This window comes from Pseudomonas sp. ANT_J12, from assembly GCF_008370045.1.
In the GTDB taxonomy this organism is placed as follows: domain Bacteria; phylum Pseudomonadota; class Gammaproteobacteria; order Pseudomonadales; family Pseudomonadaceae; genus Aquipseudomonas.
On sequence record NZ_VOBN01000003.1, the window covers coordinates 125,393 to 144,665 of the forward strand.

At 62.5% G+C, this 19,273-nt stretch carries 12 protein-coding genes; all 12 read left to right on the forward strand.

Annotated features, from left to right (window positions below; all coding sequences use genetic code 11):
* Positions 1-3 precede the first annotated feature (3 nt).
* Positions 4-948 carry a DUF58 domain-containing protein gene (locus FQ192_RS08815; RefSeq protein ID WP_149658256.1) on the forward strand — a complete coding sequence of 315 codons (945 nt, stop codon included), beginning with the start codon at positions 4-6 and terminating at the stop codon, positions 946-948.
* Entirely contained in the window at positions 945-1,439 is a 495-nt protein-coding gene (locus tag FQ192_RS08820; RefSeq protein WP_149658257.1) for a DUF4381 domain-containing protein, read from the forward strand. Before FQ192_RS08815 ends, FQ192_RS08820 begins: the two co-directional genes overlap by 4 nt.
* Positions 1,432-2,511, forward strand: coding sequence for a VWA domain-containing protein (locus FQ192_RS08825; RefSeq protein WP_149658258.1), 1,080 nt, complete (start codon positions 1,432-1,434; stop codon positions 2,509-2,511). The genes FQ192_RS08820 and FQ192_RS08825 overlap by 8 nt, the downstream gene beginning before the upstream one ends.
* Complete coding sequence (locus tag FQ192_RS08830; protein WP_149658259.1) at positions 2,508-4,247, forward strand: tetratricopeptide repeat protein; 1,740 nt, start codon at positions 2,508-2,510, stop codon at positions 4,245-4,247. The genes FQ192_RS08825 and FQ192_RS08830 overlap by 4 nt, the downstream gene beginning before the upstream one ends.
* The gene (locus FQ192_RS08835; RefSeq protein WP_149658260.1) at positions 4,244-5,878 is read left to right on the forward strand and encodes a BatD family protein; all 1,635 of its coding nucleotides are present in this window, start codon (positions 4,244-4,246) and stop codon (positions 5,876-5,878) included. Before FQ192_RS08830 ends, FQ192_RS08835 begins: the two co-directional genes overlap by 4 nt.
* 137 nt (positions 5,879-6,015) lie before the next feature.
* On the forward strand, positions 6,016-8,019 hold the full coding sequence (locus FQ192_RS08840; protein ID WP_149658261.1) for a type VI secretion system tip protein VgrG: 2,004 nt from the start codon (positions 6,016-6,018) through the stop codon (positions 8,017-8,019).
* Positions 8,016-8,882 (forward strand): DUF4123 domain-containing protein, encoded by an 867-nt coding sequence (locus FQ192_RS08845; protein ID WP_149658262.1) that lies wholly within the window; start codon positions 8,016-8,018, stop codon positions 8,880-8,882. Before FQ192_RS08840 ends, FQ192_RS08845 begins: the two co-directional genes overlap by 4 nt.
* Positions 8,879-12,511: a toxin VasX gene (locus FQ192_RS08850; protein WP_149658263.1), complete on the forward strand. Its 3,633-nt coding sequence runs from the start codon at positions 8,879-8,881 to the stop codon at positions 12,509-12,511. The genes FQ192_RS08845 and FQ192_RS08850 overlap by 4 nt, the downstream gene beginning before the upstream one ends.
* Positions 12,495-13,625, forward strand: a complete 1,131-nt coding sequence (locus FQ192_RS08855) for a SoxR reducing system RseC family protein (RefSeq protein ID WP_149658264.1) — start codon at positions 12,495-12,497, stop codon at positions 13,623-13,625. Before FQ192_RS08850 ends, FQ192_RS08855 begins: the two co-directional genes overlap by 17 nt.
* A gap of 124 nt (positions 13,626-13,749) precedes the next feature.
* A complete protein-coding gene (locus tag FQ192_RS08860; protein ID WP_149658265.1) occupies positions 13,750-14,994 on the forward strand; it encodes an exonuclease SbcCD subunit D C-terminal domain-containing protein in 1,245 nt (414 codons plus the stop codon).
* A complete protein-coding gene (locus FQ192_RS08865) occupies positions 14,991-18,632 on the forward strand; it encodes an AAA family ATPase (RefSeq protein ID WP_149658266.1) in 3,642 nt (1,213 codons plus the stop codon). The genes FQ192_RS08860 and FQ192_RS08865 overlap by 4 nt, the downstream gene beginning before the upstream one ends.
* Entirely contained in the window at positions 18,629-19,225 is a 597-nt protein-coding gene (locus FQ192_RS08870) for a glutathione S-transferase (RefSeq protein ID WP_149658267.1), read from the forward strand. The genes FQ192_RS08865 and FQ192_RS08870 overlap by 4 nt, the downstream gene beginning before the upstream one ends.
* Positions 19,226-19,273: the final 48 nt, after the last annotated feature.

The following is a 19,273-nucleotide window of genomic DNA, read 5'->3' on the forward strand; positions in this document are numbered from 1 at the left end:
CCGATGAACGCCATCCTGCCGCCCGAGCCGGGCATCCGTGTCAGCCTCGCCGAGCTGATCGAGATGCGCCATCGGGTGCGCGAAGTGCAGTTGTTCTCCACGCCGAGCCAGCGCAGCCCGCTGATCGGCTTGCACCATTCCAAGCTGCGCGGGCGTGGCGTCGACTTCGATCAGGTGCGGGTCTATCAGGCCGGTGACGACGTGCGCACCATCGACTGGCGCGTCACCGCCCGCACGCAAGAGCCGCACACCAAACTGTTCCACGAAGAACGCGAGCGCCCGATTTTCATCATGGTCGAGCAAAGCCGTCGGCTGTTCTTCGGCTCGGGGCTGATGTTCAAATCGGTGCTCGCCGCCCAAGCCGCGAGCCTGATCGGCTGGGCGGCGCTGGGGCATAACGACCGGGTCGGCGGGCTGGTGTTCGGCGACAACGAGCACTACGAAATCAAACCCCGGCGCAGCAAGCAAAGCCTGCTGCAATTGCTCAACCGCCTGGTGCGAGTCAACCAGTCGCTGCACACCGAAAGCGAGCAGAACCGCGACTCCCTGAACCTGGCCCTGCGCCGTGCCCGGGAAGTGCTGCGCCCCGGCAGCCTGGTGATCGTGATCTGCGACGAGCGTGCGTTGACCGAAGGCTCCGAGCAACAACTGAGCCTGTTGTCACGGCATTGCGACCTGTTGCTGCTGCCGCTGTCCGACCCCCTGGACCACGCCCTGCCCGCCGCCGGGCTTTTGCGCTTTGCCGAACGCGGCGCGCAACTGGAACTCGACACCCTGAATTTCGACCTGCGCCAGACCTACCGCGCCCAGGCCGAAGCGCGCATCGCCCACTGGGAATTGCTCGCGCAGAAGCTGCGGGTGTTGTTGATGCCGTTGAGCACCCAAAGCGAGATGGTCGAGCAACTGCGCGAATACCTGAACCCACAGAAACCGGGGAAAGGTCGATGAACAGTATTGAGCAACTGCAACCGCTGATGACCCCGCCGCCGATTGGTTTCTGGCCGCCGGCACCAGGCTGGTGGCTCTTGCTTTTATTGCTGCCGCTGCTCGGTTTCGGTCTGTGGCAGTTGCGGCGTTTCATTCCAAACAAGCGCCCTATCGTCCGTGCTGAACAACCCCTGGACCCGGTGCGGGTCGCCGCCCTCGCCGAACTGGCGCTGATGCCCAAGCCCTACGACGGCGCGCCGGCCGGTGCCTGGTTGCAGCAACTCAACGGTTTGCTCAAACGCCTGTGTCGCAACCACTACCCCTACAGCCAGAGCCACACCCTCAACGGCCGCAAATGGCTGGCGTTCCTCGACAACCGCTGCCCGGCCGCCGGCCTGACGCGCTGGATGGTGCTGGTCGAAGGCGCCTACAAACCCGAATGCAAACTCGACGACAAGGCCATCGCCGGCCTGACCCAAGCCGTCGACACCTGGATTCGCAAACATGTTTGAGTTCGCCTGGCCGTGGATTTTCGCCTTGCTACCGCTGCCGTGGCTGATGCGCGTGTTGCTGCCGGTGGCCGACAGCGGCGAACCGGCGCTCAAGGTCAGTTTCTTGAGCGACCTCGAAGGCCTGACCCGCCGCCGTGCCCGGGCCAACCTGCCAGCGTGGCGTCAACAAGCACCGTTCATTCTGCTGTGGCTGTTGCTGCTGATCGCCGCCGCCCGTCCGCAATGGCTCGGCGAGCCGCTGCCGATTGCTGCCAGCGGTCGCGATTTGCTGGTGGCGGTGGACGTCTCCGGCTCCATGGACTTCCCCGACATGCAATGGCAGGACGAAGACGTCAGCCGCCTGTCGCTGGTCCAGCATTTGCTCGGTGATTTCCTGGAAAGCCGCGAAGGCGACCGGGTCGGCCTGATCCTGTTCGGCAGCCAGGCTTACCTGCAAGCGCCGCTGACCTTCGACCGCCGCACCGTTCGCGTGTGGCTGGATGAAGCGCGGATCGGCATCGCCGGCAAGAACACCGCCATCGGCGATGCGATCGGTCTGGCGCTGAAACGTTTGCGCCTGCGTCCGGCGCAAAGCCGCGTGCTGATTCTGGTGACTGACGGCGCCAATAATGGCGGCGAAATCGATCCGTTGACTGCCGCGCGCCTGGCCGCCAGCGAAGGGGTGAAAATCTACCCGATCGGCATCGGCGCCGACCCGGAGCAAAGCGGCACCTTGGGTTTTCTCGGCGTCAACCCGAGCCTGGACCTCGACGAACCGGCGCTCAAAGCCATCGCTCAAGCGACTGGCGGCCAATACTTCCGCGCCCGGGACGGCAAAGAGTTGGAGGCGATCAAGGCCACCCTCGACAAACTTGAACCGGTGACCCAACAACCGACTCAAGCCCGCCCCGCCCAGGCGTTGTATCACTGGCCCTTGGCCTTGGCGTTGCTGCTGAGCATGTTGCTGGTGATGCGCGAGCGCTGGCCGGACAACCCGCTGCAACGCTTGCTGACCAAGGACCTGTTTTTGCAAAGCCAACTGCCGGACTGGCGCCAACGGCTTAAACGCCTGCGTCTGCGGAGGCGTCGATGAGCGCGCTCTGGCCTTACTGGTTCCGGCCCTGGTGGCTGCTGCTGTTGCCGTTGCTGGGCTGGTTGCTCTGGCAACTGTGGCACCGGCAGAAACGCGCCGGGCGCTGGCAGATGATCCTGCCGCCAGCCTTCCACGCCGCGTTGCTCAGCGGTGGCAAAGGTCACGACAGCAAGTTGCCGTGGGTGGTGCTGGGCCTGGCCTGGGTGCTGACCATTGGCGCGCTGCTCGGGCCGAGTTGGCAGCGGGTCGAACAAACCAGCCAGAAGCCCGCCGATCCGCTGGTGGTGCTGCTGGAATTGACCCCGGAAATGCTCGCCACCGACAGCCCGCCGACCCGCCTGGAACAGGCCCGGCGCAAGCTGTTCGACCTGTTGCAAAGCCGCAGCGATGCGCAGACCGCGATCGTCGTCTACGCCGGCAGCGCCCACACGCTGGTGCCGCTGTCGGATGACCTGTCCACCAGCCGCAATCTGCTGGACGCACTCAAGCCGTCGTTGATGCCCGAGGCCGGTCATCGCGCCGATCTGGCGGTGATCAAAGCCTTGACCCTGCTGGATCAGGGCGCCCTCGGCCAGGGCCGGATCCTGCTGATCGGTTCGTCCCTGACCGAACAGGAACGCTTCGGCATTGAGCGGGCGCTGAACGGCAAGTCCACGGAGTTTCTGATGCTCGGCGTCGGCACGCCCGAAGGCGCGCCAATCGCGCAAGAGGACGGCAGTTTCCTCAAGGATGAACAGGGCGCGATTCTGGTTCCGCACCTGGACAACCCGGGGCTGAAAGCCTTCACCAGTGATTTGGGCGGGCGCTACCACGCGGCGCGGCTGGACGATGCGGACCTCGGCGCCCTCGGCCTGCTCGATGGCCCGCGCAACCTGCGCAACGATGGCCAGACCCTGCGCCTGGACACGTGGGCCGATCAGGGTTATTGGTTGTTGCTGCCCCTGCTGCTGCTCGCCTCCTTTGCCGGGCGCCGGGGTTGGTTGTTCTGCCTGCCGCTGCTGTTTCTGCTGCCGCAACCGAGCTACGCCTTCGACTTTGAAGACTTGTGGCTGCGCCCCGATCAACGGGGTCTGCATTTGCTCAGGCAGGACCATCCGGCCGAAGCCGCGCAACATTTCGCAGACCCGCAGTGGCAAGGCGTGGCGCTGTACGAGGCCGGCGACTATGCCGGCGCCGCCCAGCGCTTCGCCCAAGGCAACGACGCACGGGCGCACTACAATCGGGGGAACGCCCTGGCCAAGGGCGGCGAACTGGAAGCGGCGCTGGATGCCTACGAACAAGCCCTGGAACGCCAGCCGGATTTGCGTCCGGCGCTGACCAACAAGGCGCTGGTGGAAAGCCTGATCAAACAGAAAGCCACACCACCGGCGGTTGAAGCGGACAAGTCCGAAGGCGAAGAGCCTGGCAGCGCCAGCGACAGCCCGGCGCCCGGCGGCACCAACCAGCCGTCCAGCAGCGGCGAACCGCAAACCGAGGCCCAGCCCAACACGCCGGACACCGAACAGCCGCCCAAGACGCCGCCGCAACCCGGGGCCAATGAGGTGCCGGGCAGCGAGCTGGAGGACGAGCAAAGCACCACGCCACCGCGCCGCCCGGCCAATGACAGCCTTGAAGGCGAACAGGCCCAGGCGCTGGAGCAATGGCTGCGCAAGATCCCGGATGACCCGGGCGAACTGCTACGGCGCAAATTCTGGTACGAACAGCAACAACATCAGGATCAGGGAAAAACTCGATGACCCGCTTCACCGCTTTCTTGCTCGCCCTGCTCTTCTGGACGTTTCAGGCCCAGGCTGAAGGGCTGGTCGCCAGTGTCGATCGCAGTCGCCTGAACTCCGGCGAGACGGTCGAACTGACCCTGGAATCCAATGACGTGACGCTGTTCGGCAAGCCCGACCTGACGCCGCTGGAGCCGGCCTTCGAAGTGCGCGGCACGCGCCAGGTCAACCAGTTGACCACGATCAACGGCGACAACCGCGCCACCACGCGCTGGATCATCACCCTGCTGCCCAAGCAGAACGGCAGCGTGGAAATCCCGTCGCTGCAACTCGGTGAGGTGCGCAGCCAGCCGATCTCTATCCAAGTGGTCGAGAGCGAAACCCAGGACACCGAGAACACCCTGGCGCCGGTCTTCATCGAAGCCAGCCTCGACCAGAGCAGCGTGTACGTGCAGGCCCAGGCGATCCTGACCTTGCGCATCTACCATTCGGTGTCGCTGTACGACGACAGCAGCCTGACCCCGTTGCAGATTCCCGATGCGCGCATCGAGCAATTGGGGGATTCACGCACCTATGAGAAGGTCATCAATGGCCTGCGCCATGGCGTGATCGAAATGCGCTACGCGATCTTTCCCCAGCACAGCGGCGTGCTGAGCATTCCGACGCAAGTGTTCAGCGCCACCCTGGTGCAACCGGCTCAGGACGCTACGTCCCAAGGGCCGAAACCGGGCAAGCTGATGCGCGTCAGCTCCGCCGAGATTCCGCTGACGGTCAAGGCCAAACCCGCCACCTACCCGGCCGATGCACCGTGGCTACCCGCACGCAGCCTGAGCCTGAGCGAAAGCTGGAGCCCGGAACCGGATCACGCCCAGGTCGGCGATTCCCTGACCCGCAGCCTGACCTTGAAGGCCGAAGGCCTGGCCAGTTCGCAGCTGCCACCGTTGCCCGCCACCGACATCAACGGCTTGCGCCGCTACCCGGACCAACCGGTGCTGGGCAATCAGCACAACGAACGTGGCCTGGTCGGCAGTCGTGAAGACCGCGAAGCGCTGGTGCCGTCCCACAGCGGCGCCATCGACTTGCCGACGGTGGACGTGGTCTGGTGGAACACCTTCGAAGATCACCTCGAACACAGCAGCCTGCCGGCCCGGACCCTGCAAGTGAGCAACAATCCAAACCTGATGGTCGACACCCCGGCGGGCACCGCCCCGGTGAATTACGCCGCCGACAGCGAAGCGCTGTGGTGGTGGAAACTCAGCACGCTGATCCTGGCCTGCACCACGCTGCTGGGCTTTGGCCTGTGGTGGCGCGCCCGCTGGCAACCGGCGATCCTGCGGGCCGCGCAATCGGGCCCGAGCCCACGCACCGTGCTCGACGAGCTCAAGCGCGCCTGCCAGGCCAACGACCCCCACGCCACCCGCCAGGCCCTCGACGCCTGGGCCCGGCAACAACCGGAAACCCTGGCGGACATGGCGGCGCGGTTTGTGCCGCTATCGGATGCCCTGGACGGCTTGAACGGCGCGCTGTACAGCGAAACCGGCCAGCACTGGCAAGGCGAAGACCTGTGGCGCGCGACCCGGGCGATCCCGCTGGCGGAGCGGGTTCAGGATCCGGTGAGTGATAGCGGGTTGCCGCCGCTTTATCCGAAATAGCTGTCAGAAAAGTTCACTCTACCCGCTCCGATTTCGATTCACGGACAAGTCCTACAGCAGATATCGAATCGACTGACTTCGCCAACACGTAGCTTCACGCAAAGTCCCGTGCCTTAAACAGACACAGGGATTTGCGGATGTTTAGTACGGCCAACGACGTCGAGTTCAGGCTCGACATTGCAGGTTTTTCCGACGACCTTCAGGTGCTCGAATTCCGGGCCAGGGAAGCGCTGAACCAGCCTTACGAGGTCAAGCTCGACCTGATCAGCGAGCGCCCCGCGCTGGACCTGGAGTCGCTGCTGCATCGCCCGGCGTTTCTGGCGTTTGGCCCCGACAATAGCGGCCTTCATGGCCAGGTCTATCGAGTCGCGCAAGGCGACTCGGGCAAACGCCTGACCCACTACCAGATCACCCTGGTTCCCCGCCTCGCCTATCTCGCACACCGCCACAACCAACGGATTTTCCAGCACCTGAGCGTGCCGAAAATCATCGAACGCGTGCTGATTGACCATGGCCTGCACGCTGACACATGGCGCTTCCAGCTCGGCGCCACGTACCGGCCACGACTCTACTGTGTGCAATACAACGAGTCAGACCTGTATTTCATTCAACGACTGTGTGAGGAAGAAGGCCTGCACTTTCATTTCCAGCACAGCGCCACCGGGCATGTGCTGGTGTTTGGCGACGACCAGACGGTATTCCCGAAACCCTCGGGCCCGACCGCTTATGTCCCGGGCAGCGGCATGCTCGCCGACACCCCTGTCATCGATCGCTTCCAGATCAGCGTGGAAACCCGCACCACCCACGTCAGTCGGCGTGATTACAACTTCGAAAAGCCCCGCGCCCCCCTCGAAAGCGAGAGCAAGAGCCCACTGTTGCCGCACCTGGAGGACTACGCCTTCCCAGGGCAATTCACCGAGCGTGAACGGGGCAAGCAGTTGGCCAGGCGCGCACTGGAACGCCATCGCGCCGATTACCGGCAAGCCCGGGGGCGCAGTGATCAACACGCCCTGCGCAGCGGACATTTCGTTGACATGGCCGAACACTCACGCGATGACTGGAATGGTTTGTGGTTATTGACTGAGGTCCAGCACGCCGGGAAACAACCCCAGGTCCTGGAAGAATCAATGACAGACGCTGATCCCGAGGATGGCTTCAGCCAGGGCTACCGCAATCAGTTCGTCGCAACGCCATGGGACGTGATCTTCCGCCCTCCCCTTGAACACCCAAAACCCCGGATAAACGGCAACCAACACGCCGTCGTCACCGGACCGCCCGGTGAAGAAATCTATTGCGATGAGTACGGCCGGGTAAAAGTCCGACTGCTCTGGGACCGCGACGGCCAGAACAGCGAGCACTCAAGTTGCTGGCTGCGCGTCGCCACGGGCTGGGCCAATGATCGCCATGGCAGCGTGCTGATCCCGCGCGTCGGCATGGAAGTGCTGGTGGGCTTCAGCGACGGCGATCCCGATAAACCCTTCGTACTCGGCTGTTTGCCCAATGCGGCGACACCGGTGCCGCTGGACTTGCCCGCCGAGCAGACGAAAAGCATTTTGCGCAGCCACAGCAGTCCCGGCGGTGGCGGTTACAACGAGTTGCGCATCGAGGACCGGGCCGGCGCGGAGGAAATCGCCCTGCGCGCCCAGCGCGATTTCGTCCAGCTCGTGCTCAACGACGAGCGCATTCAAGTCGATCACCAGCGCACGGTCGTGGTCGGCGGCACCGCCAGCCACGACCTGCGCGGCGAAGAACACCACCTCACCCACGGCAATCGCCTCACCGAACTCAAGCAGGACGATCACTTGCTGGTGCTGGGTGAGCAACACATCCGCGTCACCAGTCAGCGACTCAATGCCTCGCAGCACATTCACCTCAGTGCCGGGCAGCAAGTCGTCGTTGAAGGTGGATTGCACCTCACGCTCAAGGCCGGCGGGCAATGGCTGACGCTGGGGCCGGACGGCATTTTCAGCAGCGTACCGATTGCGCAGGGTGGTGCCCCGGCCGCTGGCTTGCCGGCAGAGCCGTTGATGCCGGGTGCATTGCCGCTGCTGCAGGTCACTTTCGACGTCGCCCAGCAGCGACAGGCCCTGGTTTCCACGCGCAGCTCTCGCTGCCTGATTTGCGAGGCAGCCCAGGCATGAAACTCTCGACCGCTTTACCTGCCGACCTGCCCTGGAACGAGCACCAGGCTTTTGTGTTGCTCGACGGCGCGACCCTGAGTGATTTGCCGCAGCGTCTGAAACGACTGAGTCCCGGCGCAAACGTCGTCGCGCTGTATGACTGTCCGTCCTTCATCGCGCTGCGGGATATTTCACCGCTGTTAGTGACCGTTCAACAGCCCGACGAGCCGCTTGTTCAGTTCTATCGGGAGCACGCACACGAGGAATGGGGTGTGCTGTTGTTCAGTCTGGCGTCTGCGCATGAGGTCGCTGAACACCTGCGCAAATTGCTGACGGTTGAATTGCCAGAGGGGCTGCCGGTCATCCTGCGTCTGGCCGATGCCGGCGTGGTACGCACACTGTTCGGCAGCGGCGATCAGCGATTGTATGGGCCTCTGTCGTGCGTGGTGACAGCCGACAGCGTCGAGGCGGATTGGCAGCGCCATCAACCACGGCAGGCCGAGCGCCCTGACCTGCCGACGCCCTATCGTCTGAGTCCGGAACAGAACACCGCGCTGGACCACGCCGATCAGCGCCGCGCACTGCTCGAACTCGATGCACACCTGCTCACGTACTTTCCCGAACAACATCGCGGCGACACCGTGGCCCTGCGTTGGCCAACGCTCGAGCAGCTATTCGAAGAGGCCCACGCCCTCGGCTTGAGCAGCCAGTCCGAACTGTTTTATTACGCCAACGTCATGACCTGGCTGGACGGCTCACCGCTCGATCAGCACCCGCACATCAAGCGCTTGCTGCACACGCCGTCGCTGCAATCGCCCGGCGAGCGCGTTGCGCTGGCCGCTGACCTCGCCCATCAGTGGGCCATCCAACGGGGCCGCCCATGACTTCACCCGCCAACCTCGCCGCGGCTGCGGCGCCCAAGACCGCCATCGGCTCACCCGGGGCCTGCCCGTTGCGCCAAACCCACGTGCAGCTTCTGCCTGTACGTTATGGCCTGGTGGAAAAACCCCTCGATCCGGACCCCGACTTGAAACGGCCCTACGCTCTGCAAACCCGGCCACTGGGCATCCGTCTGCTGCGCGATGGCTGGCTGTACGTGATCGACAGCGTCACCGGCCACTTGCACGAATACCGCGTACTCGATGGGATGATCAGCGCCTTGCTGCACAAGGGCGCCAAGGTCAATGGCGATCAGCGTATGCCTATCGAAGAGCGGCCGGCGCTGGTGTTTTCACGGCGTAGCCTTTTGCACGTGTGCTTCGCCGAGGTGCAGTGGACCGCTGCCAAATGCGCGCAAGTGACTGACAGCCGCGAGGAGCGCGACCACTTCATGCAAGCCGTCGACCTCGGCCCGGTGAATTGCGAAACCGGTGGCGAGCACCTGTTGACGGTCGAGCAAACCCGTCAGTGGCTGGCAGAAATTGCGACGGTGCCGACCCAGCAGGCGCAAGCCGAAAAAGACCGCGCCGAGCATGGGGAAGCATCGCCACCGGACGCCGTTCTACTGCCTACTGTGCAGGTCAGCGACGTTCCCGCCCACGAGCGCGAACCCTATTTGTGGGAACAACCCCGGCGCTTTCGCGAGGCGCACATCGGCGAGTTTCTCGGGCGGGTGCGCCCGGCTTATCAGGACGACACGCTGTTTCTCGTGGTGCAGGATGACCTCGGCGTGCTGCGCGACCTCGCTGACTATCAAGACACCGTGGTCGGCTGGGTCGATGATTGGAGCAATGCCGGCCACAACGAGCGCAATTACCTGCTGGCCTGCTACATCGAGTCCTTGAGCCTGCTCAGTCCGGCGGATGTCGACACATTGGCCGAGGCCAGCAACGACCCCAGGGTCAAGGTCCTGCTGGACGATCTGGAACAGTTACCCGAACCGGATCGAGAGCAGACGCGCAAGGCCTTGCTCGACTACCTGAACAAGGGCGGCAACGTCGAACCGCCGGATGCCCCGGTGACACCGGAGCTGGCGCAGTTGCGCAAGCAGGCCCACGCCGAAGCGTTCGAAATGGCCAAGTACCAGGGCGCCAGCCCCGATTTCACCGGGCACAGCCGCGCCAGTGATGATGCCGATCGCCGTTACTACGCCCGTCGGCACTTTGCGGTGGCCCCGGCGGACTTCGTCGAACGCCACCTCGACACACTGGTCATGCTCGGCAGGGAGCAGAACAAACGCATCCAGGAGGTGGTTGAAGGCTCCCGTTTCAGCGGCAAACGCGGGATCAACGACTTCATCGACCGCCCGGCCATGGACGACGAACTGTTTCAGCACCGGGTCGACCTCGGCCGCTGGAATCGCTTGCTTGAGCGCATCACTGCCGACCGCACGATGCTGGTGTGCGCCGGTCGCTACCACCGTTCGGCCTGGTACTACGACGCGCACGAACCGGCGCAACTGGGCCAAGTGTTCAGCGCCGAATACGCCTGCCTCAAAGACATCTGCCGCAGCGACCACGCCAGCGAAAAAATCCTCGGTTTTCTGGAAGAACATCCGGAACTGACGCGGCCCTTGTTCTACACCTTGCCGCTGCGCCTGCAGCCGGAACAGGCCGTGCAATACACCCTGTTCTTCAATGCCGGCATGGGCGTGTTCAACAACTTGCCACGCTGGCTCGGCGAGCTGAAGAACATCGAACAACCGCACCTGCCGGCCCTCGACGACTTGCCCGAGCACACCCGCGCCGTGGCCGACGCGGCCCAGCATAGTCTCAGCCCGGCGCTGAACCTGGGCCTGAGCCGGGCGCTGGAAGGCTTCGACCTGACGGCAGAAAAAATCCCCGACCTCGACGAACTGTTCCGGCGCCTGCCCAAAGCGCTGCACATGCGGCTACTCGATGCGGCGAAAACCACTGGCGTGACCTTCACCGTCGCCAGCCCGGCGGAACACGCGGCGCTGCAATCCAACCTCAAGGAAATAATCCGGGAGCGCGACTACCTCAAGACCTTGACCCGTGAACGCAACCAGATCACCCACAACAAAAACCGCCAGGGGCACAAGACACCACGGGCGGTGGAATTGCAGGGCGAGATTGCCCGGGTGCGTGGGCAGTTGACGCAGCTTGAAGGACGGTTGGCGGCGGCGCTGAGTCCGATTGCGGAGTTGCCGGATCAGTCGGCGCGGCTCTACGGTGCAACGCCGGCTCGAGCGGGGGTGACGGTGGTGTTTCCACCGGCGCAGCAGCAGGAGGTGCGAGGGTTGTTGAGGAATATTCGGTTGGGCGTGGCGGCGGTGCCGAATGCGGGGTTGATTAGAAGCGAGGGGATGGGGTTGTTGGTGTTTTTGGTGCAGGGGGTGAATTTGGTTTCGGTTTATCGAGAGATGCAGAGTCAGACTGGTAACAGGCGAGTTTGGATGCCATTTGCGAGTGCGGCGGCGGCAACAGGGGCTGCCGGATTCGCTGCGGCTCAGAGCCTCACTGATACGGCCCTGAAAGCACGAAGTGTCGAGCTTGTCGCTGGTCTTCAGCGACATGCGTTGCAGAGTGTTCATGTGCAGATGGGGAAAATGCATGTTGGCTTAGGTGGCTTCACCTACTTTTTTGGGTTTATTGCTTCGTTGCTCAGTTTGAATACCCAACACCAGAATTGGCAGCAGGCTACACGTAGCGGAAATATCGCAGCACAGAACAGTGCAGCGCTTGCCACATTGGGTGCTGGAGGCATGACAACCGTTAATGCCTATGGCCTGAGCCATACCGCCCACGCTACGGCTAAAGTCCTGACTGCTCGAAGCGCCGAAGCACGAACAGCGGCCTGGGCCGCCGCGGGTACACGTCTGTCGACCGTGTTCTTCCGGTTCAACCTGGCCGGGGCGTTATTCACCGTACTGGAGTTGGGTGGCACCTGGCTCTTCAACCGCTACAACATCAGCGCCCACGACAAATGGCTCAAAACCACACCATGGAGTCTGGATGCGGAGGCGCGCGGCGACCACACGCTGCATGAATACAAAAGTTATCTAGAATTTTTACTTCATGCGCCTTATGTCCAACTGGGTCCGAACGAGCATGACTCGTGGCTGAAAAACCTGCTCTTAAAGGCCAAACCCAAGGACATTCATCTGGTGCTGCCAGGCCTCAAGCTCAATGATTTTCAGCCGCCCTTGAACGGTCAACCGGCCCGTCGCCTGGGGATCGGTGCCCATCGTATTTCCCTCCCCCTTCACAGTCGCGGTACGCCGCGAGAACGCAAGGACGTCATCAGTACTGAAGTGGCGAACAGTCTGCGTATTGTAGAAACAGGCCCCGATCGATTGGTGCTGTGCCTGCAATACCCACTGGATATTGATGCGGAATTTACGCCAGCTTCCGAAACACTAGAATTGACGCTCTGCCTACAGACCTTAGCCAACAACGGCGAATGGGTTTCTCGCAATCGCGTCATTCGCCTTAACCCCCGCGGCGAAGGCCATTTCCCTGTATCACCCTCTCAAACTGTTACCGAGCGTCCACCAATGTTGCTGGTTGAAACCCATTTGCTGGAGATGGCAGACCATGCCAACCAAGATTGAAAACCTACTGCGGCCCCCGCACCTTGAGCAATCCCGCAACGCAGGTGATGTCGAATCGTTCCCCGGCGGAAGAATCACTTATCTGGCGCCATTGCCATTACCAACACCATTACCTCCATATGGCCCCCACATTGGGGAGCTAAATGAGGTGTGCATGGACTTCGGTTTGGGGTGGCCGCAGATATTTACATGGCAGGTAATACTAGGGCTGCCATTCAGCGGCACAGCTATGGTTGTATTTTTATTTCCGTTAATTGCGGGCTTCCTAGGACTCGTACTGGGATATAGCTGGGAAGATATTAGGGACTCTATTGAAGGGGTCTTTCATGCGTCCTATGGGATAGGCTTGCAAGCAGGCTTTTTCACGCTGTTCATCGGCCTCGTCACCTGGCACCACAACCACAAAAAACGCCTCCAAATCATCCCCACCCGCTTCAACCGCCAACGCCGCGAAGTCTGTTTCATGCCCGAAGACGCCACCGCACCGGTCTTCGTCCCCTGGGAGTCCCTCTCCGCCTGGGTCATCGAGTCCCAAAGCGCCACCCAGTACGGTATCCAGCGCCAATACGGCATGGGCATCGGTTTCCAGCATGGCGAAACCCTGACCAGCGTCGAATTCCCCTGCTTCGGCCTGCCCATCGCCATCAGCCACTGGGAAGCGATTCGCGGCTACATGGAATACGAAATCCACGATCTCAAGAGCATTCAGGACCTTGAAGACCTGCAACTCCCCAACGACCCGCCCCACGAAGGCCTGCACACTTTCCTCAACGCCCGGGCGCGCATGCATCAGGAGATTCGCGACGGCGAACGCAACCGGCTCTCGGGGTTTTTCTGGTACCTGTACCACGTGATGACCCTATGGACGATTCCCAACTACCTGACCGAATGGGAAGTCCGCCGCCTCCAAAGGTTGGGTCCGCAGGCGATGCCTGAAGTGATGCAGCAATGGTCAGAGCCGTTGCCGAAGGAGCAATGGGCCAAGCCCAACCCGGAGCTGCTGCGCATGAGCGAACAAGTACGAGCGCTGCACAAGCGACAGCCGAGGCGAGCCATTACCGAGATTTTTGCTGAGGTGCGGCGGTTGAATTCCGGCTGCAAGCTAAGCGGATAGCGAGGTTTTTTGCGGCGAGGGCGCTTGCTCCCGCGCCATGCCTCTGGTTTACCAGTAAACTCCCTCCCCTTTAGCCGCCATCATTTCCCACGCGGCCACTACCTTATTTCCTACGGAGTACGCCTTGCGTCTGTTCCACACCTCCGACTGGCACCTTGGGCAGAACCTGCACGGCCAGGACCGCGATTTCGAGCACGGTTGTTTTCTTGAGTGGTTGTTGCGCCAGTTGAAGCTGGACCAGCCCGACGTGCTGCTGATCGCCGGCGATATCTTTGACACGGTCAACCCGCCGGTCAAAGCCCAGGAACGCCTCTACGATTTCATCGTCAGCGCCCACGAGCAGCAGCCGTTGCTGACCATCGTGATGATCGCCGGCAACCATGACTCCGGCTCGCGGATCGAATTGCCCGCGCCTTTGATGCGGCGCCTGCGCACTCACGCGTTGGGCCGGGTGCTGTGGCTCGATGACGGTCAACTCGACGCCGAACGCCTGCTGTTGCCGCTGCCCGACGCCAAAGGCGAGATTGCCGGGTGGTGCCTGGCGTTGCCGTTCCTGCGTCCTGCCGAAGTCACGGGTGCACATCTGGGCGACAACTACTTGCGCGGCATCGGTCAGGTCCACGAATGGCTGATCGAAGCGGCGAATGCCAAACGCACGCCGGGCCAGGCGTTGATCGCCATCAGCCACGCGCACATGGCCGGCGGTTCGGTGTCGGAAGATTCCGAGCGCAGCCTGATCATCGGTAACGCCGAAGCCCTGCCCGCCAGCCTGTTCGGGCCGAGCATCAGCTACGTGGCCCTCGGTCACTTGCACAAGCCGCAGAAGGTCAACGGTGAAGAGCGCATCCGTTACAGCGGCTCGCCGATTCCGTTGTCGTTTTCCGAGATCAACTATCAGCATCAGATTCTCGATGTCACCCTCGATGGCGAAACCCTGGTCAGCGTCGAACCAAAACTGATCCCTCGCGCCGTCAACCTGCAACGCATCGGCCCGGCCCCGCTGGCCGAGATCCTGCTGCAGCTGGCAGATCTGCCCAATACTGACTTGCTCGAAGATCTGCAGCGCCAACCCTGGCTGGAAGTGCGGGTGCGCCTCGACGAGCCGCAACCGGACCTGCGTTTTCAAGTGGAAACCGCCCTGCAAGGCAAAGCCGTGCGACTGGTGCGAATCGCCGCCGAGTACGCTGGCAGCGGCGGCAAGGACGGGGCCGATGACGGCGCCACCCTGATCGAACTGGATCAACTCTCGCCCCAGGAACTGTTCAGCCGCGCCTGGCAGGACAACTACGGCAGCGAGGTCGATGAGCAAACCCTCAAGGACTTTGCCGAACTGCTGCAGGACGTGCAGATGGAGAGCGAACAGCCATGAAGATCCTCGCGATCCGCCTGAAAAACCTCGCCTCCCTGGCCGGACCATTTGAGATCGACTTCACCGCTGAGCCCCTGGCCAGCGCGGGCCTGTTCGCCATCACCGGGCCGACCGGCGCCGGTAAAAGCACCTTGCTCGACGCGTTGTGCCTGGCCTTGTTCGGCGCCGTGCCGCGCCTGAACAACACCGGGCGCGACGCCAAAGTCCCGGACGCCGACGGCGAAATCGGCACTGGCGACCCGCGCACTTTGCTGCGTCGCGGCACCGGCGAAGGCTATGCCGAAGTGGATTTTGTCGGCATCGACGGCCGCCGCTACCGTGCGCGCTGGGAAGCCAATCGCGCCCGGGAAAAGGCTGGTGGCAAGCTGCAAGCCAGCCGCCAGAGTCTGCGCGATATCGATCAGGATCAATTGCTGGCCAGTCAGAAAGGCGAGTACAAGACCCAGCTCGAAGCTGCGCTGGGCCTGAACTTCGAACAGTTCACCCGCGCCGTGTTGCTGGCCCAGAGTGAGTTCAGCGCGTTCCTCAAGGCCGACGACAACGACCGCAGCGAACTGCTGGAAAAACTCACCGACACCGCGCTCTACACGCGTTTGGGACGGCGGGCGTACGACAAGACCAAAGAGGCCCGCGAAGCCCACAAACTGCTGCAGGACCAGGCCACTGGCGTCACGCCGCTATCGCCCGAAGCGCGCGCCGAGCTGGATGAGCGCTTCAACGAAGCCCAGCAGCAACTCAAGCTGCAACAGGCACAACTCAAGCAGCTTGAAGAGCAACACACTTGGCTCAGACAACTGCGCCAATTGCAGGACGAGCAGCAGAGCGCCACCGAGCAATTGCAATCCGCCCAACAACATTGGGAAAGCCTGGCCGGTGAGCGGCTGAAGCTCACGCGCCTGGAGCAACTGGCGCCGCAGCGGCATCAGTTTGCGCGCAAGACTGAACTCACCCACCAGCTCACGCCGCTGACCGCGCAGATTCAACAACACACGCAGCAGCAACTCGAACTGACCGAGCGCCAGACGCAACTGGAACAGAGCCTGACCAGCGCCCACACCGCGTTGACCGAGGCGCAAAACCAGCACAGCGCCAGCGCGCCGTTGCTGCGTCAGGCATTTGAAGAGCAAAGCACCCTCGCCCGTCTGGCCAAGGATGCAAGCCTGAGTGCCGAAGCCAAGCAGCACGCGGAACAGGCCTGCACCCAGGGCCAAAGCACGATCCAGGGTTTGCTTGATCAGCAGAAACAAGTCGCTGCACGTCTGGAGCGCATCGCCGCAGAGCTTGAGCAAAGCACCCATCTGGCGCCGTTGAGCGATGCCTGGAACGCCTACCGTGATCGCCTGCAACAACTGATGCTGATCGGCAATCGCCTGAACAAGGGCCAGGACGAACTGGCGGCTTTGGAACAAAGCGCCACCCGCGCCGCTGAAGAACTGGCCGCGCAAAAGCAGAACCTGGAAGTGCTCTATAAAGAGGCCGGCGCCGAACCCGAAGCGGTGGCCGAGCAGATCCAGTTGCTGAGCACGCTGTTGCAGGACAACCGCAAGCAACTGCGCGCGTTCGAAGAACTGTCGCGGCTGTGGGCCAGTCAGCAGGAACTGGACAAGCGCGGCGCCGAACTTCAGCAACGCCAGCTCGCGGCCCAACAGGAACGCGAGCGCCTGACGCAGGATGGGGTGAAAACCAAGGCTGAACTGACCGTCGCCGAGCAGACCCTGACCGTTACCCGTCAGCTGCTGGAACGCCAGCGCCTGGCCCGTAGCGAAAGCGTCGAGGAACTGCGCGGGCAGTTGCAGGACGACCAGCCCTGCCCAGTGTGTGGCAGCCCGGAACATCCTTATCATCAGCCCGAAGCGCTGCTGCAAAGCCTCGGTCGCCATGATGAAAGCGAACTGACCAACGCGCAGAAAGCCGTGGATCTGCTGAAGGAAAAACTCACCGACCTGCGCACCGAAGTCGGTGGTTTGATTGCGCAGCAAAAGGAACTGCTGCAACAACAGGAACAGCTTGCCACTCAGCAACAAAGCCTGACCCCAAACCTCGAAGCGCATCCGCTGTCCGCGACATTGCTGAATCAGGACGCCGCCAAACGTGACGCCTGGCTGACCCAACAAAACAGCCAGTTGAACCAGAGCATCACCCAGGACGAACAACGCCAGACCGCCCTGCTCACCCTGCAACAGGACGCCGCACGACTGGCGCAACAGCTGCGTAGCGCCGAAACCGCGAGCCAGCAAGCGACCCAGCACCTGAGCAATCAGCAACAGGCCTTGAGCAATGATCGCCAGCGTCTGGACGAAGAGCTGACGGCGTTCAGCAGCCTGCTCCCGGCCGATACCTTGCAAGCCTTGCGCAACGAACCGGCCGCGACCTTCTTGCAGCTCGACCGGCAGATCGCCCAGCGTCTGGAGCAACTCGAGCAGCAGCGCGATGAACTCGGCGAACAGCAACAACGCCAGCAGACGCTGGAGAAAGAACAGGATCGCCAGCTGACCCGCGCCCAGCAACTGGAAGCCGCGCAACAGCAGTTCACGGTACTGGCCGAGCAGCAACAGGCCTGTCAGCAAAAACTCGCGCAACTGCTTGGCCAACACAGCAGCGCCGAGCAATGGCAGCAACAACTCGACCACGCCGTCGAACAGGCGCGCCATGCCGAGGCCGTCGCCAATCAGGAACTGCAAACCGTGCGCACGCGGCTGGTGCAACTGGCCGCTGAACTCAAGGCGCAACAGGAACGTTCACAGGCGCTGGAAGCCGAAGATCGCGAGTTGAGCGCCAAGATTGCCGACTGGCGCGCGCAGCATCCGGAACTGGATGACGGCGGTCTGGAAGCGCTGTTGAGCGTCGATGATCAGCAGGTCAGCGAGTTGCGCCAACAATTGCAGCACAGCGAAAAAGCCATCGAACAAGCCAAGGTGTTGGTGCAGGAGCGAGACAAGCGCCTGCTCGCGCATCAAGCCCAACACAATGGCAACCTCGACGCCGAGCAACTGGCCAGCGCGCTGACCGAACTGCAAAACCTGTTTGCCGCCAGCGAACACCGCTGCGCTGAATTTCGCGCCGAACAGGCCGAAGATCAACGTCGGCAGAACGCCAATCAGGCCCTCGCCCAGCAGATCGCCGACGCCTACACCGAGTATCAGCGCTGGGCGCGCTTGAATGCCTTGATCGGCTCGGCCACCGGCGACACCTTCCGCAAGATCGCCCAGGCCTACAACCTCGACCTGTTGGTGCATCACGCCAACGTGCAGTTGCGCCAACTGGTGCGGCGCTATCGCCTGAAACGCGGCGGCAGCATGCTTGGCTTGCTGGTGATGGACACGGAGATGGGCGACGAACTGCGTTCGGTGCATTCGCTGTCCGGCGGCGAGACGTTCCTGGTGTCGCTGGCGTTGGCACTTGGCCTGGCGTCGATGGCGTCGAGCACGTTGAAGATCGAATCGCTGTTTATCGACGAAGGTTTCGGCAGCCTCGACCCGGAATCCCTGCAACTGGCCATGGACGCCCTCGACGGCTTGCAGGCGCAGGGGCGCAAGGTCGCGGTGATTTCCCACGTGCAGGAAATGCATGAACGGATTCCGGTGCAGATCCAGGTCCGCCGCCAGGGCAATGGCCTGAGCACTCTGGAGGTGAAATGACCACGCTGTATTCCTTCCGCCGCTGCCCCTACGCCATGCGCGCACGGATGGCTCTGCGTTATTCAGGGATTGAGGTGCGGATTGTCGAAGTCAGCCTGAAAGCCAAACCCGCCGAAATGCTCGCGCTGTCGAGCAAAGGCACGGTGCCGGTGCTGGAGGTGGATGGTCGGGTGATTGATGAAAGCCTGGACATCATGCGCTGGGCGTTGGCGCAGAATGATCCTGAGGATTGGTTGCTCAAGGATGATTCATTCGGTTCGTTATGGATGGAAAAACTGATCGTGGGCTGTGATGGGTTTTTCAAGGCCTCACTCAATCGCTACAAGTACGCCGAGCGCTACCCCGAGCAACCCATGGAGGTTTACCGCGCCGAGGGCGAGAAATTCCTGGGCAAACTCGATGAGATGTTAGGGCGTAACGAGTATTTGCTGGCCGACCATCCGTGCCTGGCGGACGTGGCGTTGATGCCTTTCGTGCGGCAGTTTGCCCAGGTGGATCGGGAATGGTTCGGGCAGACGCCGTATGTTCGGTTGCAGGCCTGGCTGCAGCGCTTCCTCGATTCAGACCTGTTCACTGCGGTAATGCGCAAATAAGAACACCTAAACCTTGTGGCGAGGGGGCTTGCCCCCGTTCGGCTGCGC